The following is a 14,813-nucleotide window of genomic DNA, read 5'->3' as shown; positions in this document are numbered from 1 at the left end:
TATGAAAAGGGGGTCTGACATTTTGAGGGGGTTTGGGGGCCCGCGCAAAAAAACTTTCAAAAACTTTTTTGCGTGGGCCTACATCCGGGCGGCCAAAGCGGTGCCAAGTATTTGCTACCCGTTCGCTGAGGCCTGGTTGAGCGCTGGAGGGCGGAGAGCACCCATCTCCAGAGCCGCCGGCTCAACGCTTCAGCGTCGAGTCAAACAGTTCCCGCAACTCGCTGAAGTGGCGTTCTGTTGCAGCGTCGTTGTAGGCCGCGGAATCAGCCATGGTGTAGCCGTGGGCGGCGCCGAGGTAAATTTCGTTCGACGCCGGAAGGCCGGCCGCCGCCAGCGCCTTGCCCAGGCGGGCGACAGCATCCCGGTCCATGCTCCTGTCATGGTCGGCATGGCCGAAGACAAAACGTGCCTTCGCGTGGGCTAGCCCAAGGTGCGGACTGTCCGGGTCGTCCGTGGCCAGTCCGCCCCCATGGAAGCCCCCGCATGCGGCGATCCTTTCCGGGTGGGCCGTAGCTGTTCGGACTGCAAGGCGGGCACCCATGCAGTAGCCCGTGGTGCCCATGGGACCGGGGGAGACGCCGTCGACTGCGTTGAGGGCGCTGAGCCAGGCGTCGATGTCCCGAAGGGCTAGCCCGGCGGTTAGCCGGCCGATGCGGGGGAAAGCGAGCTGCCCTGCGGTTTTGCGTCCGGCCTCACTGGTCAGATCGATACCGGGGTCCAGTTGGGCAACCGTTCCCTCGCGGTAGAACACGTTGGGAGCCATGACGATGTAGCCCCAGTCTGCGATGCGCTGTGCCATTTCCTCGATCCGGGGGCGGAGCCCGAAGGCGTCCATGTAAAAGAGGATGCCCGGAAAAGGGCCTTCGCCGGTTGAGGGCCGGGCGAGGACGGCTTCGGCCAGGCCGTCCGGGGCGGTGATCTCGATCATTCGGTCAGGATACCGTCCGGCGCACTCACGCGGGCGGCAGCCGCTTTCGGACGGAAGTCGGGAAGATGGGGTATGCGTCAACGGAATGCCCCTCCTCGACCATCCGCACCGCCTCGAATCCGACAACCAGGCGCGCGGAAGGGCCCTCACCGGCGTGGTGGGTTCTTGGGCGACGTGGCACTTAGGCCGGAGCGCAGGGCAGGAGGTCTGCATCGCCGCGCTGCTGACGCCGCTTCCGTATCGCGATCTACAGGCTCCTTGAGCGCAAGGTGCCGGTAGGCTCTCGCTATGGAGGTTCCCACAGTTTCGGTAGTCATCCCTACCCGCAATGACGGTCCCGAGCTGAAGGTCTGCCTTGCCATGCTGGCCGGGCAGACCAGGCCCGCCGACGAGATCATCGTGGTGGACAATTCGAGCAGTGACGACACTGCTGCCATCTGCGCAGCAGCGGGCGTGAATCGGATATCCGTGGACCTGCCGGGCATCCCTGCGACTGCTGCCGCCGGGTTTGACGCGGCAGCGGGGACGATCATCGCCCGGCTTGACACGGATTCGCGGCCGCCGCGTGACTGGCTGGAACACGTGGAGCGGATCCTCCGTACCGCCGGAGCCCGCACGGCAGTGACGGGCCCTGGTGATTTCTATGGCGGAAACGCCCTGGTCCGCTGGGCGGGGCGGCACGTATTCCTCGGCGCCTACTTCAGCGTGATCGGCTTCCTGCTGGGCCATCCGCCAGTGTATGGCTCCAACTTCGCCCTGCGCCGCGAGCTCTGGGCGGCAATCCGCGCCTCCGTCGTCCGGGACAACGACCTGGTCCATGACGACCTGGACATCTCCTACCGGCTGCGGTCGGACATGGGCGTTGTGTACGATCCGACGCTGAAAGTCGGGGTTTCGGCTCGGCCCTTCGCCAGTTGGTCATCCTTCCGGCGCCGCATCGTGATGTCGCTGGTGACCTTCCGCGTCGAATTCCGGGACGAACCGCCCCTGCGCCGGCGGCGGGACCGTGTTCGGTGGCGCCGGGAACAGCTCTAGTCCTGTGGCGCCGGCCGGTCCGCCTTGGCGTAGAGGGTGATGAGGTCCCGGCTGAACTGGTGCGGTGTCGTTTCGCAGGGGCTGTGGCCTCCACGGTAGATGCCGATCCGTGCCTTGATGTCCTGGGCAAAGAGCCGGTGCAGCCGGAGCGGCCACAGGTCGTGTTCGCCCACGGCAACAAACTTGGGAAGGGATGCCTCCGCCAGTGTTCCACGGAGGTCCGGCGCTTTTTGCATCAGGGTGTAGATGTCGCGGACGGCTTGCCTGCGGGTGAACCGGAAGCGGTGGTTGACGAACCTGCGCCGCCCCGGCGGGACATGGACGAACCTGCCACTGCGGATGCCCCAGATCAGCAGGGCAGCACCGATCCTGCCATTCACCCAGCTGCTGAAGCGGCCCACGCGGCTTACGCCTCTGAAGCTCTGGCCGGCCTCGGGCGGACAGCTCTGGAGGGTCAGGGACCTGAACAGTTGCGGGCGCTGCGCGTAGGCAAGCTGGGCAACGATGGCGGCGAAGGAATAGGCCACCACATGGACCGGGGTGGCCGTGGTTTCCAGGACGGCCACGAAGTCATCGACGAACAGCTGGTAGTCGTAGTGCCGCCGGGGCGGAACCAGGTTTTCCGGGCCAGCGGCCGCGGAGCCGTACTGCCCGGCGAGGTCGTAGCTCAGCACGAAGTAGCCGGCGTCGGCGAGGTCGGGCATCATGAGCACGAAATCCTCTTTGGAACCAGTAGCGCCGGGAACCATCACGATGCACGGATTGTCCGGATTCCCCAGGGCCAATGCCGCCAGGCTGCCGCTGGGCGCTTCGATGGTGCGGCGCACCGATCCCTCGGGAGGTGTGGTCCAGTCGACGTCGCCCAGTTCTGCATCCAGGCGGGCCGCGGCATCCACCCGGGCAGAGCCAAACTCCTCGGGGTCAAGTTCCGTGCCTGGATCTGCCATGCTCCAAAGATAGCCCCGGCGGCAGTGCCTGGCCGGCGGCAGGGTGAGTGAGTTCGTCAGGCAACACGCCTGACGAAGGCATGGAGCCGGCGGTACACCTCCTGGGACTCGGGGTAGCGGTAATCCTGTTGCCATGTGTGCTCTGTGTTTGTGCTGGACCAGCCATAAATGAGGGTTTCCACCGGAACAGAAAACTGCCGAAGCCGCCTAATGAAGTTGAGGTTTGCCCGGTAGAAGAAGTCGCGTTCCGACGTGGTGACCAAAACCGGCGGGTGCCCCTCGTCCAGCCACTCAATCGGTGACACAAAAGCGGCCGCGTCCTTGAGGTGGCGGAGCTGCCGGCGCGACCGGAGCGACCGCCGCGCGCCTGCAGGCGGCACCGATGCCGGCAGCAGCATCCGGACAAAGTTCAAGCTGAGGACAAAGCTGTCTTCGAAGAATACGGAGAAATCAACGGCGCTGCAGTGCTGTACCAGTCCCTTGACGTGCGCACCCGGAACCGCGGGCTGCAGGGAGTAATGGGCAGCCAGTTCAGGCCGCAGGCTTGCTGCTGCGAGCAAAGCTGCGATTTGCCCGCCGGCCGAATCACCGCCCAGGACCAGGCGCTCCGGGTCCCCGCCGTAATCGCGAATGTGGCCGGCCACCCACGCCAGCGCCGCATTCGCGTCCTCCAGAACGTGGCCCATATGGAACCGCGGTGCCTGGCGGTAGTTGACGTTGACTACCACCATTCCGCCCAGCACCTGGCTGGCACAGTATTTGGTCACTGCCGCCTTGTCCCCGGACGTCCAACCTCCGCCATGGAAATAGACGTACACGGGCAGCGGATCTGCGGCGGCCTGATCCGGGGACGCCGGGCCCGTCAGGTCAATGTCCGTCAGGTCAATGGGTGCCAGGACATCAAGACGGTGGGCAGGCATGCCGTCACCGGCATAGTCAATGTCGTGTGTGTACTCCACATCCGTGATGGGGTCTGTGTTGAACCTTGCCCGCTCGCGCGGTCCCACGGCCATCATCAGAAGCCGCCAGGTCCACACCGGCACGCGGCGCAGCACTCCCCGTGCGTTGCGGGCGAGCGAAAATGGGCTCCCGGACTGGGCGGGCACCGCGGTCATCCCGCTATTTTACCGGGCTGTGCCGGGCGTGTGGACCCCGTCAGTCCTGGCGGCCCTCGAGGATGCGCCTGGCGTTCTCCTGCGCCTCCAATGCCTGCCCAGTCACAATTTCGCCCCGCAAGTGGCCCGCCGCGGAGAGGATGTGCCGGAGTTCCGGGACTGTGCGCGGCGTGCTGACGCCATGGTGCACCATGGCGTGGCAGTTGGCGCAGAGTGGGACAAGGTCCGTGACAGGATCCAGTTCGTAGCCCGCGCCCAGGCGGCTCGCCGGTACGGTGTGATGCACGTGGATGAAGCCATCGCCAATTTCTCCGTAGGAGGCCTCGAAGGAGAAGCCGCAGGCGGTGCAGGAAGTTCCATGGAACGCCAGGCAAACGCGGCGTGCATCGGGGTCGCGCTCATAGCGGTTGGCGCCAACAGTGCGGGTCGCCTCGGGCGGGCAGGTGCCGGGAACGACGTCGAAGGGGTCCGCCGCTACTGGCCCCAGTTCCCGCCAGAGCCTGCGAATGCCCGGACCGGCCGATGGCGGGACGGACAGGACATCGGCGTCCGGCGCGTCGACCCAGTGGATGTCCGGCACTGCCGCGGCAAGGGCGGCAAGCGGTATCTGCTCGCCCAGGGGCACCAGGGCGTCAAAGGCAATGCCCACGTACCGGCCGCCGGGAACGCCCGCGATTCCATGCCCGGGCCCGGCGGCCCGGGAAACCACCACGCCGTGCCCGACGATCCCGCTGCCTGCCTCACTGCTGCCCTGGAACAGCAGCCAGGCTTCCGTACCTGGCCGGATGTTGCGGTAACCACCGTTATGCCAGCTGGCCAGGTAGCGGCCGGATTCAAGGACCTGGTCGACGGCGGCACGGTAGTTCCAGCGGGTCCAGCGTACGGCGCTCCACACCAGGATCACGGCGGCCGCGGCCGCTCCGGGCTCAGTTCCTGCCATGAACGATCACCCGGCCGGTCCGCGCCGGGAGATGAGAACCGGGCCCCGGGCGTGGTGGAGGACGGCATGGGCTGTTGAACCAATCGTCTCCCTGAGGAAACCGTGCCCCTTGGTTCCCACAACGAGCATCCGTGCCTGGGTCGAGGCTTTCAGGAGGGCATGGGCGACTGAGGTGTCGGCGACGACCTTGCCGTCTACAGGGACGCCGGGCGCCAGGGCCCGGGCGCGGCTGACCGCCGAGGCAATGACTTCCCTGGCTGCCATTTCGGCGGCCAGGGCGTCGAACGGATCGGGGTGCCCGTAGCCGGCAGGGGTGTGCCGGACGTGCAACACCGTAAGTCCGGCCCGTGATACTGACGCCATCGCACAGGCATCTTCAAGTGCAGTAGGCGACCCCGACCCGTCGACGGCGGCGACGACGGGTCCTTCGGGGTGGGTGTCGGACCGGATGACGGCAACGGGGCAGGTTGCGGTGGCGGCCAGTTCGAGGCTTACCGATCCCACCAGCAGGCCAAGGAATCCGCCCAAACCCCGGCTGCCCACGGTAACCATAGCCTGGCCGGAAGACACTTGGGCCAACTGCGATGCAGGCAGTCCGTGCAGCAGGGTGCCTTCAACCTCCAGCCCTGGTACGGCTGACCTGGCTGTGTCCACTCCTTCCTCAAGGACCGCCTGTGCTGAACGCTCAAGCCCGCTGTCGGCAACACCGGGGACCGGACCCAGGTTCCTGGTCAACAGGGGCCAAATGGAGACATGAACCACGTGCAGGGGACAGCCGCGCAGGTCCGCCTGGTGCGCTGCCCAACGGAGGGCCCCCTCAGCCTCGGCCGACCCGTCACAGCCGGCAATGATGGCTTTGTCCTCCTGCACCCGCTCCTCCATTCCTGCCCGGGGGGACCTTCGGCACTGGAAGGGCCTGCGGGGGCGCTCCATGCTGATGTGGTGGGGCACTGTCCACCCGCTTATCTAAGCAGGCGTTGCAGGCTGGGGGAAGCAAGACGCTGACATCCGAGGAGCATCGCATGAACGGTGTGGCAGGAAGACATCACCCCGGGCAGATTCGATGGCCAGAACGTCATCGTGATCGGGGCGGCAACCGGCATCGGGATGGCGAACGTCCGGTGCGGAGGATCATTGGCGCCATGCTTGCCCTGGCAGCCCTGCTGCCCGGCTTCCCCGCCGCTGCTGAGGCTGTTCCGCCAGTAACTGTTCAGATTGAAGATACGGCAGGGGTCCTGGACCGGAACACGCTGCTGCCGGCCCTGGAGGATATCAAGTTTCACGAGCCTACCCGGGTGGTTGTGTATACCTACAACGGCAGCGCGGAGGACAACCTCAACGAGGAAGTCCTGAGGTTCGCGCGGGCCGGGCATCCGGAGTGGATCAGCCCTGACGGGCAGAAGTGGGCGGACGGACTCTTCATCTTCGCCCTTGACCCCGTAGGCCGCCATGTCGGTACCTACATGGGTGAAGACCGCAAAGTCTCCCTCCAGCAGCGGGACGCCATCCAGGACGCGGCCAGGGAGCTTTTGCGTGAAGCCCAATGGACGGAGGGGACCATTGCAGGCGTCCGGCGCGCGGCAGAGCTCATCAACCAGCCGTGGTATCAGTCCGCGGCCTTCCTGATCACTGCGTGGCTTACGGCGGGGACGGCGGCCCTGGGAGCGGCGGCCTGGCTGATCGTGCGCGCAGTCACCAGGTCTGCCAGCCGAAAGGAAATAGAACGCGGGGACCAAAGCTACGCCAACGTCAGCATGGACCTTGAGGTGACGGAACTGAACGCCGGTACCATCCCCGGGTCATCGCGGTACGGAGGCCAGGTGCTGGAGAAGCACCGCACCTTCCTCAACCGCTATGACCTGGCCAGCGGACTCGCCAACAGGGTGCATGCTTTGTCCAAGGGGTCGCTGGGCATGCGCAGGAATCTCAGGCTCGCCCGTGACTACGCCGATGCCGCGTCCGAACTGGACGCCCTGGACGACGTCATTGCGGACAGCAATGCCCTCCTGAACCGGGGCAGCACCTGGCAAACGGCCTGGGACCGGCAGTTGGCGCCCTTCCGCAGCGACCTCGCGGGACTGGAACAGCTCCTCAACAGGCGGCACGGGCAGGGAGGTTCGGCAACGGCGGCGGCGCTCCGGTCCTTCCGCGCCCAGAGCCTGCGGGACATCGAGCGGTGGACCGTTGACCTGGCAGAGGAAAGGATCAGCCCGGAAAGGGCGCTGGACGGCCTCTATGAAGCCCGGACCCGGCTGGCCGGCCTGTTGGAGAACCACGCAGGGACAGTCATCGAAGGCTATGCGAAGAATAAGCGTGAGGCAGAGCTGATGCGCAAGGAGATGGAAGCGGCACAGGACGGCCTCAACCACAAACGCCGGCCGAGCTACGAGCCGAGCATCCTCGGCACCGTTTACCCCTCCTACCAGTTCTTTTCCGTTGCCACCTTCAACTCAGGCTTCAACACCGGCGTCAGCAGCGTCAGCTCTGCCCGCAGCGGGGGCGGCAGCACCACCGGGTACGGGAGCAGCGGCGGGAGCTTCTCCGGGTCCGGCAGTTCGTCCAGCTTCTGAAGGGCTCCCGGCCCTTTGGAGGACCAGGACTACCGCGCCCGGCGCACGCTCCGCCCCCAGACCTGACGCGGCGACGTTATCCATCACGGAACCAATCACCGTCGCCGCCGCAGAAACTGCGGCGCATAGTACGGATGTCCACATACTCTGGGCACATGAGCGAGCGAAGCAGTACCTGGCATGTGCGCCACAAGGAGAGCCTGAGCCGCGGCGAGCGCGCGGCAGATGTCCTCCGCAACGGTATGGGCAGCTGGCCCTTTGTAGGATTCTTCCTCGCATTCATGGCGGCCTGGGCCGTGGTCAACTCCTACGTCCTTGCAGGAGGCGCATGGGACCCCTATCCCTACATCCTCCTCAACCTCTTCCTGTCCATGCTGGCCGGCCTCCAGGGCGCCATCCTGCTGATCGCTGCCAAGCGGCAGGATGCGATCGCCGCGGCGATGGCCCGCCATGATTACGAGACGGACGTGCAGTCCGAGTCAGAAATCGAACGGCTGACGGCCATCAACAATGAACAACTTGAGTTGCTGAACGAGCTGCGGGCACTGCTGCAGCGGGCCGAAGCGCTCGCGGACAAGGATGACGGCGGCCCGGCCCGCACCACGGGGGCGGGCACATAAAACACGACGGCGGCCGGCTGGCGGTTACGACGCCGGCCAGACCACCTTCGTCTGCCATTTGGCGGGATCCGGTTCCTTCTCCGGATCAGTCAGGTAGTACTCCCACATGCTGTCGGACGGCGTGAGGCCCTCCGCGTGCATCCGCTGCTGGATGGCGCCGTAGGTCTCCCCAAGGGTGTCGTAGGGTCCGATGTGGATGGCTTCGAAGGCGTCACCCCCGGGCAACACCACCGTCTGCACTCCATCTGCTCCGGTGAAGGGGTCGGCTATGGGGAAGCCCGCTTCGACGTCCACGGTGTCCGTGGGCATGCCGCGATACCTGGCGAAAGGAGGGCCGGCGGGGAAGACGCCCTGTTTCTGGGTGGCCGCCATGACGGCGCCGAAGGCACGGCCGAAAAACTCGGTGAGCGCGCTCATGGGGACACGCTCACGAAGTACAGCGGCCGGCTGCTCCGTGGTGTGGATCTTCCTGGGCTGTGCATCGTTCATGGCACCAGCCTCCGCTGCCGGCGGCCGGCGGGACAGGGCATAAAGCCCCTAAACCAGGTGCCGCCTCAGCCGGCTGCAACGTAGGCCTCGCGCATCCACTCCTGCACCTCGCCGTCGAGGGCGCTGCTGTCCTGGAGTTCCAGGTGGTGCATCCAAACGCCGGGGGAGGGATGGGCCACCTCCTTGAAGCGTGGTGATACATCATGCCGCGGAAGGGGAAGTGAAAGGACCAGCGGAATGTTCGAGGTGACATACATGCCCGGACGCCACAGGTACGCGAAGCTGCGGCGCCGGCTGAACGCGATCCGGCTCTTGCTGACACGGATATCCATCGGCCCCAGGCTGGCGGCCATCCGTTCCGCCGCCTCGTAGATTGCCTGGGCCGGGGGTGACCCTTCCAGGAAGCGGGCAACGGTCCAGGCATTGCCGTCGGGTTCCACGTGCCCGAAGCCCTTGACCCTATTTCGCGGCGTCGGCAAGGTCGTCCGCCCATTTGGCCGCCCGGCTTTCCTCGCCGGTGAGCAGTGGCCCTTCCGTGCCCTTGACGTAGAACGCCATGGGTCCGCCGATAATGCTGGCCCCGGCCTCCTTGAGGGCGCGGGTAATCTTCCTGCCCGCGTCCCCGTGGATGAACAGCTTGAGCCGGGTATCGAACGCAGCCGCCTTCACTCCGGCCAGTCCGCGGGCGGCCAGGTCTCCGAGTGCGCGGACGATCGCCGGAGTGGGCCGCCAGCCATTGATCGGACTACCGACGACGAGCAGATCGCCGGCCTGGATGCTCCCGGGCTCGAACCCGTCCACGGGAACAGCCCTGGCACCGGCGCCGAGTCCGGAAGCAACGGCCTCGGCAATCGCCTTGGTGTTTCCGTAGCCGGAGTCGTACAGGATGACAGCCTTCATATCGTCGCGTCCTTTGCGGTACCAGGAAAAGCGGACCTTCCGTTCCAGCAAGGTACCCGGAAAGCGCAGGCATGCGGCAGGGTCAAAAGTCACCAGACCGGGTGGAAAATACAGGCTGGAGCTCGGGCCTAAATGCCCTAGTTTGCCCGCGCGGGGCCGGATACCTTCGGCGTATGCATAACGACCCTCCGCAGCCTGCCACCGAAGTCCTCCGCCCGGGCGACTGCTGGGACCTCCTGCACGGTGTTTCGGTGGGGCACCTGGCAGTGACGGTGGACGACCATCCGGAAATCTTTCCGGTGAACTTCAAGGTGGACGACGAATCCCTCGTGTTCCGGACCGGCGAGGGGACCAAGCTTCGAAGTACCGGCGGCCATTCCGTCGTCGCACTGGAAGCCGATGGATTCGACGCCACCACCCGGACGGCCTGGAGCGTCCTGGTCAAAGGCCACGCCGTTGTGCTGAAGCCATCCCCGGAGCTGCTGACCGGCGTCGGGCTGACGCTTTTCCCGTGGCAGGCCGGGCAGAAAGACCATTTTGTCCGGATTGTTCCCGGATCGGTCACGGGACGCCGGTTTGGAATCACGTCACCGCTGACCTGGTGGAACCAGCTGGACAGTGCCCCGCGGGCGGACCGTGAATGAGGCGGCCGGCAGGTCCGCTTGAGGCTGCGGACACCACCGGGCTGACTGGGCACATGGCCGCCGGTTCTCCCCGGGGAAGCCGTGCCGGCAGACTTCTCCGGCTATATCCCCTGGTAGCGCTGACCTCAAGCATCATCCTGGTCACCCTGCTCCTGCCGCAGTTCGGCCTCGAAGAGCCGGTCCGGCTGCTCGCTTCGGCCTATGCCGCCGCCGTTGTGCTCGCCAGGTCCGTGTCCATGATCCGGTCCCTCCGAAAGGGCCGCTGGGGCATTGATCTCCTGGCGCTCATGGCCGTGGCCAGTACCGTCGCCGTGGGCGAATACCTCGCCGCGCTAGTGGTGATCCTCATGCTTGCCAGCGGAGAAGGGCTTGAAGACTTCGCCCACGGCCGGGCAGTACGCGAGCTGAGGTCCCTGCTGGACCGCGCGCCCCGGTTCGCGCACCGGGAGATGGCCGGACCGGTCCTGGACGACATACCCGTCGATGCGGTGGTGCCGGGGGATGTGCTGGTGGTGCGTCCCTCCGAGCTGGTGCCGGTGGACGGCGAGCTCCTGTCGGATTCGGCCGGCATGGACGAATCGTCGCTGACGGGGGAGAGCCTGCCGGTGGAGCGGCGCCGCGGGGAACTGCTGCTGAGCGGGTCAGTCAACGGCGAGGCGGCCATCAGGATGCGCGCGGCCGCCACTGCTGCCGATTCCCAGTACAGCCGGATCATCGCCCTGGTGGAGGAAGCTTCCGCCAGCAGGGCTCCGGTGGTGCGGCTGGCGGACCGCTACGCGGTGCCTTTCACCGTTCTCGCCCTCGCCATGGCGGGAACTGCATGGCTGCTGTCCGGGGACGCTGTCCGTTTCGCCCAGGTCCTGGTAGTGGCGACGCCCTGCCCGCTCCTCATAGCCGCACCGGTGGCATTCCTGGCGGGCACCAGCCAGGCGGCCCGCAAGGGCATCATCATCAAGAACACCAGCACCCTCGAACAGCTGGCCAGGGCGCGGACCGCCGTCTTTGACAAGACCGGAACCCTCACGTCCGGCCGGCCGGTGCTGGACAGGGTGGAACTGGCCGCCGGACCGGAAACAGGGTCCGGCGGCCCTCTTGACGAGGACCGGCTGCTGCAGCTGGCCGCATCCGCTGAACAGTTCTCGTCCCACGTCCTTGCCGCATCCGTCATCACAGCCGCTGCCGCGAGGAACCTTCGGCTCCTCCCGGTGGCTCAGGCAACGGAACAGGCCACGCAGGGTGTGGAAGCAGAGTGCGGCGGCCAAAGGGTACTGGTAGGCAAGGCAGGACTCGTCCACGCTTCAGCAGGCGGGTTCCGGGCAGTCGCGCTGGAAAGCGGGCAGCTGGCCGTCTATGTCGCCGTCAATGGAACCTACGCCGGCGCCCTGGTCATGAAGGACCCGCTGCGCGCTAACGCAGTGGATACGCTCTCTGCGCTCCGGCGCCTTGGCATCCGGCACACCATGCTGCTCACCGGCGACGCCGGCGCGACCGCAGCCCATATCGCCCGGGAGGCCGGCATCCGGCACGTCCAAGCTGAATGCCTGCCCGCCGACAAGGTCAGGTCCGTGGCCGCCATCGCCGACCGCCCGGTCCTCATGGTGGGCGACGGCGTCAACGACGCCCCGGTCCTGGCCGCGGCGGATGTTGGCGTCGCCATGGGCGCAAAGGGTGCGACGGCGGCTAGCGAGTCCGCCGACGTCGTTGTCATGCTGGATGACCTCTCCAAAGTGGCCCTGGCAGTGGCCGTTGGAAAACGCACGCTGTCAGTGGCGCTGACCAGTATCTGGGTCGGAATCGGTGCCAGCATCGCCTTGATGGCAGTGGCCATGACCGGGTACATACCGGCGGTCACCGGGGCCCTCCTCCAGGAACTCGTCGACCTGGCCACGATTGTGAACGGGTTGCGGGCCCTTCACGGTGCAGACCGCCTTCCGGGCATGATGTCCTCCGCCTCAACCACCCAGGAGGCGGAGTACATGTGAGGACGGCGGACGGCCTGACCTCCACGCAGGCGGCGGAGCTTCTCCAGCGGACAGGACCCAACCTCCTTCCGGCGGAAAAGCCCGTACCCCAGTGGCGGAAACTCTGGGGCGAGATGACACATTTCTTTGCCCTGATGCTGTGGTGCGCCGCTGTCCTTGCCTACGTCGCCGACATGCCGCAACTGGCAGTGGCGATTGTCGTCGTCGTCATCGTCAACGGCGTCTTCGCCCACATCCAGCAGGAACGTGCCCAGCACGCTGCCGCCAGGCTCCGCGGGCTTCTGCCCGCGGACGTGGTGGTGCGGCGGGACGGACGGGTCCGCACGGTCCACGCAAGCGAACTCGTGACCGGAGACGTGGTGCTCCTGGCCGCCGGTGACCGCGTGCCGGCCGACGCGGTCCTGGACACGGCATCAGCCTGCACTGTGGACGAGTCCATGCTGACCGGCGAGAGCGAGCTGGTGCCCAAGAAGGCAGGTGATGCCGCATGGGGTGGAACCTTCCTGGTCAACGGGGAGGGCGAAGCGGTTGTGACGGCAACCGGTGCCCGGACCCGGCTGGCCGGAATCGCTGCATTGACAAGCCTGGCCGCGCCTCCGCCCACACCGCTGTCCCTCGAGCTGCGCAGGATAGTCCGGGTCATCGCAGGTGTGGCCCTGGCAATCGCCGCACTCTTCTTCACCACTTCGCTGCTGGTGGGCTTCCAGTGGCGGGACGCCTTCCTGTTCGCCATCGGCGTGGCCGTGGCCCTCGTCCCCGAAGGCCTGCTGCCCACTGTCACTCTTTCGCTGGCCATGGGCGCCCAGCGGATGGCATCCCGCAAGGCACTGGTGCGCAACCTGGAAGCCGTGGAGACCCTCGGCTCCACCACCTTCATTTGCACCGACAAGACCGGAACGCTGACCCAAAACAGGATGAACGCCGTCGAAGTCCTCACGACGGCCGGCCGCGTCCAGCTGGCGGGCGAGGGGTACCAGCCCGAAGCGGCGGTGGAAGGGGAAGGGATCGACCGGGCAGCAGAGGCAGCGCTCGCGGCGCTCGCCGCATCCCAAGGAGGCGCAGAGTTCCGCGACGGGCAATGGCGGGCACAGGGGGATCCAATGGAAGCCGCCATCGATGTGCTTGCCCGCAGGCTGACCGGCCGTACCGCACAGCGGGAAACACCCTCACGCCGCATCGCCTTCGATCCTGCGCGCCGCCGCGAAACGGCGGTTATCGGAACGGACGCGTACTGCAAGGGCGCCCCGGAAGCCGTTTTCCCCTTGTGCCGCGACGTGCCGGCGCTCCTGCGGGACGAGGTGACGGGCATGGCATCGAGGGGCCTGCGGGTGATCGCCGTGGCACGGCGCCGGCTGGACGCCGATGATCCTGCGGCCGGAAGATGGGAGTCCTGTCCTGCGGAGCTCATCGAGCGTCATATGGAGCTGCTGGGCCTGGTCGGCCTACATGATCCGCCCCGGACCGACGCGGCGGAAGTCATTCAAGCCGCGCGCAGGGCGGGGCTCAAGCTGGGCATGATCACTGGCGACCATCCTGAAACTGCCGCGGCCATCGCCCGCGAAATCGGCCTGATCGGGTCACCGGAGTGCGTGCTGGAAGGCGCCGGCCTTCCCGACGACGAACAGATGCTCGGTGCACTGCTGGACCGGGACGGGGTGGTGGTGAGCAGGGTGTCCCCGGAACAGAAACTCCGCGTGGCCAAGGCATTGCAGTCCAGGGGCCACGTAGTGGCCATGACGGGCGACGGCGTCAATGACGGGCCGGCACTCCGCGAAGCCGATATCGGCGTGGCCATGGGCCTGACCGGCACCGATGTGGCCCGCGAGGCCGCGGACCTGGTCCTCCTCGACGACCACTTCGGCACCATCGTGGCCGCCATCGAGCAAGGCCGCGCCACCTATTCCAACATCCACCGGTTCCTGACCTACCACCTCACGGACAATGTGGCCGAGCTGACCCCTTTCGTCATCTGGGCGCTCTCCGGCGGGCAGTTTCCGCTTGCCCTCGGCGTCCTCCAGATCCTGGCCCTGGACATCGGCACCGACCTGCTTCCCGCGCTGGCGCTGGGGGCTGAGCCCCCGGGCAAGCACGTCCTGGCCCGGCCGCCGGAGCGGCGGCACCTGATGGACAGGCAACTCATGATCCGGGTTTTCTGCGTGCTGGGGCCCGTGGAAGCGGCGGTGGAAATGGCGGCGTTCTCCGCCGTGCTGTTCGGCGGCGGCTGGATCCGCGGCGAAGCCCCGGAGGCGGGGCTCCTGATGGCAGCCTCCGGGGCCGCCTTCACCGCCGTCGTCCTTGGCCAGCTCGCCAACGCCTATGCGTGCCGGAGCGCGACGGCGGCGCCGTGGAGCCTGGGCTGGGGCACCAACAGGCTCCTGGCCTGGGCCGTCCTGGCCGAACTGGCCGTCCTCGCCGCGTGCCTGTACATTCCCCAGGCCGCTGCGCTGCTGGGGCACGCCCCGCCGCCGCCTGCCGGCTTCGTCCTGGCGCTCCTGGCGATACCGGCGGTCCTTGCCGCCGACTGGGCCTACAAGGAAATCAGGGGCCGGAAGCGCCCGGGCTAGCCGCGGCCACCCGTGCCCGCCCGCCCGTCCCCGCAGGACCAAAGACTCTGCCCGCCGGGTTCCGGACGGGCACAGAATC

The 14,813-nt window shown here is 66.9% G+C and carries 14 protein-coding genes; 6 read left to right on the top strand and 8 right to left on the bottom strand.

What is annotated here, in order from left to right:
* Positions 1–181: 181 nt before the first annotated feature.
* On the bottom strand, positions 182–928 hold the full coding sequence (locus ACIQCN_RS05635; RefSeq protein WP_400609817.1) for a dienelactone hydrolase family protein: 747 nt from the start codon (positions 926–928) through the stop codon (positions 182–184).
* A 288-nt stretch (positions 929–1,216) separates the two neighbouring features.
* Between ACIQCN_RS05635 and ACIQCN_RS05630 the strand changes: the two genes are divergently transcribed.
* Positions 1,217–1,963 (top strand): glycosyltransferase, encoded by a 747-nt coding sequence (locus ACIQCN_RS05630; protein ID WP_400609815.1) that lies wholly within the window; start codon positions 1,217–1,219, stop codon positions 1,961–1,963.
* Here the strand turns inward: ACIQCN_RS05630 and ACIQCN_RS05625 are convergent.
* From ACIQCN_RS05625 to ACIQCN_RS05610, 4 genes are read right to left on the bottom strand one after another with little or no spacing between them, the layout of a single operon-like run.
* The gene (locus tag ACIQCN_RS05625; protein ID WP_400609813.1) at positions 1,960–2,910 is read right to left on the bottom strand and encodes an alpha/beta fold hydrolase; all 951 of its coding nucleotides are present in this window, start codon (positions 2,908–2,910) and stop codon (positions 1,960–1,962) included. The two genes, ACIQCN_RS05630 and ACIQCN_RS05625, sit on opposite strands and share 4 nt — an antisense overlap.
* 56 nt (positions 2,911–2,966) lie before the next feature.
* The gene (locus ACIQCN_RS05620; RefSeq protein ID WP_400609811.1) at positions 2,967–4,025 is read right to left on the bottom strand and encodes an alpha/beta hydrolase; all 1,059 of its coding nucleotides are present in this window, start codon (positions 4,023–4,025) and stop codon (positions 2,967–2,969) included.
* 40 nt (positions 4,026–4,065) lie between these two features.
* On the bottom strand, positions 4,066–4,965 hold the full coding sequence (locus tag ACIQCN_RS05615; RefSeq protein WP_400609809.1) for an HNH endonuclease: 900 nt from the start codon (positions 4,963–4,965) through the stop codon (positions 4,066–4,068).
* Positions 4,966–4,971: 6 nt separating this feature from the next.
* Complete coding sequence (locus tag ACIQCN_RS05610; RefSeq protein ID WP_400609807.1) at positions 4,972–5,835, bottom strand: universal stress protein; 864 nt, start codon at positions 5,833–5,835, stop codon at positions 4,972–4,974.
* 272 nt (positions 5,836–6,107) lie between these two features.
* On the opposite strand from ACIQCN_RS05610, the gene ACIQCN_RS05605 reads away from it, so the two are divergent.
* On the top strand, positions 6,108–7,535 hold the full coding sequence (locus tag ACIQCN_RS05605) for a DUF5129 domain-containing protein (protein WP_400609805.1): 1,428 nt from the start codon (positions 6,108–6,110) through the stop codon (positions 7,533–7,535).
* A 155-nt stretch (positions 7,536–7,690) separates the two neighbouring features.
* Positions 7,691–8,155, top strand: coding sequence for a DUF1003 domain-containing protein (locus ACIQCN_RS05600; RefSeq protein WP_400603504.1), 465 nt, complete (start codon positions 7,691–7,693; stop codon positions 8,153–8,155).
* Positions 8,156–8,179: 24 nt separating this feature from the next.
* Here ACIQCN_RS05600 and ACIQCN_RS05595 read toward each other — a convergent pair whose 3' ends face one another.
* The 3 genes from ACIQCN_RS05595 to ACIQCN_RS05585 all read right to left on the bottom strand — a co-directional run bounded on the left by ACIQCN_RS05595 (position 8,180) and on the right by ACIQCN_RS05585 (position 9,544).
* Positions 8,180–8,644 (bottom strand): GyrI-like domain-containing protein, encoded by a 465-nt coding sequence (locus ACIQCN_RS05595; protein WP_400603506.1) that lies wholly within the window; start codon positions 8,642–8,644, stop codon positions 8,180–8,182.
* A gap of 65 nt (positions 8,645–8,709) precedes the next feature.
* Positions 8,710–9,084, bottom strand: coding sequence for a DUF5655 domain-containing protein (locus ACIQCN_RS05590; protein ID WP_400603508.1), 375 nt, complete (start codon positions 9,082–9,084; stop codon positions 8,710–8,712).
* A gap of 19 nt (positions 9,085–9,103) precedes the next feature.
* Positions 9,104–9,544: a flavodoxin family protein gene (locus ACIQCN_RS05585; protein ID WP_400603510.1), complete on the bottom strand. Its 441-nt coding sequence runs from the start codon at positions 9,542–9,544 to the stop codon at positions 9,104–9,106.
* Between the two features lie 173 nt (positions 9,545–9,717).
* On the opposite strand from ACIQCN_RS05585, the gene ACIQCN_RS05580 reads away from it, so the two are divergent.
* The 3 genes from ACIQCN_RS05580 to ACIQCN_RS05570 are packed head-to-tail and all read left to right on the top strand — an operon-like array spanning position 9,718 to position 14,734.
* Entirely contained in the window at positions 9,718–10,188 is a 471-nt protein-coding gene (locus ACIQCN_RS05580; protein WP_400609803.1) for a pyridoxamine 5'-phosphate oxidase family protein, read from the top strand.
* Positions 10,185–12,170 (top strand): heavy metal translocating P-type ATPase, encoded by a 1,986-nt coding sequence (locus ACIQCN_RS05575; RefSeq protein WP_400609801.1) that lies wholly within the window; start codon positions 10,185–10,187, stop codon positions 12,168–12,170. The genes ACIQCN_RS05580 and ACIQCN_RS05575 overlap by 4 nt, the downstream gene beginning before the upstream one ends.
* Positions 12,167–14,734, top strand: a complete 2,568-nt coding sequence (locus ACIQCN_RS05570) for a cation-translocating P-type ATPase (protein WP_400609799.1) — start codon at positions 12,167–12,169, stop codon at positions 14,732–14,734. The genes ACIQCN_RS05575 and ACIQCN_RS05570 overlap by 4 nt, the downstream gene beginning before the upstream one ends.
* Positions 14,735–14,813 lie beyond the last annotated feature (79 nt).

It is taken from the genome of Pseudarthrobacter sp. NPDC092424 (assembly GCF_044754925.1).
In the GTDB taxonomy this organism is placed as follows: Bacteria; Actinomycetota; Actinomycetes; order Actinomycetales; family Micrococcaceae; genus Arthrobacter.
Note: the sequence above shows the minus strand (reverse complement) of the source record. Positions and strands in the feature narration are given on the sequence as shown.

What these genes read in the sequence shown, in the direction of transcription:
- ACIQCN_RS05635 (WP_400609817.1), bottom strand. Translation starts at nt 928, where the DNA reads ATGATCGAGATCACCGCCCCGGACGGCCTGGCCGAAGCCGTCCTCGCC.
- ACIQCN_RS05630 (WP_400609815.1), top strand. Translation starts at nt 1,217, where the DNA reads ATGGAGGTTCCCACAGTTTCGGTAGTCATCCCTACCCGCAATGACGGT.
- ACIQCN_RS05625 (WP_400609813.1), bottom strand. Translation starts at nt 2,910, where the DNA reads ATGGCAGATCCAGGCACGGAACTTGACCCCGAGGAGTTTGGCTCTGCC.
- ACIQCN_RS05620 (WP_400609811.1), bottom strand. Translation starts at nt 4,025, where the DNA reads ATGACCGCGGTGCCCGCCCAGTCCGGGAGCCCATTTTCGCTCGCCCGC.
- ACIQCN_RS05615 (WP_400609809.1), bottom strand. Translation starts at nt 4,965, where the DNA reads ATGGCAGGAACTGAGCCCGGAGCGGCCGCGGCCGCCGTGATCCTGGTG.
- ACIQCN_RS05605 (WP_400609805.1), top strand. Translation starts at nt 6,108, where the DNA reads ATGCTTGCCCTGGCAGCCCTGCTGCCCGGCTTCCCCGCCGCTGCTGAG.
- ACIQCN_RS05600 (WP_400603504.1), top strand. Translation starts at nt 7,691, where the DNA reads ATGAGCGAGCGAAGCAGTACCTGGCATGTGCGCCACAAGGAGAGCCTG.
- ACIQCN_RS05595 (WP_400603506.1), bottom strand. Translation starts at nt 8,644, where the DNA reads ATGAACGATGCACAGCCCAGGAAGATCCACACCACGGAGCAGCCGGCC.
- ACIQCN_RS05585 (WP_400603510.1), bottom strand. Translation starts at nt 9,544, where the DNA reads ATGAAGGCTGTCATCCTGTACGACTCCGGCTACGGAAACACCAAGGCG.
- ACIQCN_RS05580 (WP_400609803.1), top strand. Translation starts at nt 9,718, where the DNA reads ATGCATAACGACCCTCCGCAGCCTGCCACCGAAGTCCTCCGCCCGGGC.
- ACIQCN_RS05575 (WP_400609801.1), top strand. Translation starts at nt 10,185, where the DNA reads ATGAGGCGGCCGGCAGGTCCGCTTGAGGCTGCGGACACCACCGGGCTG.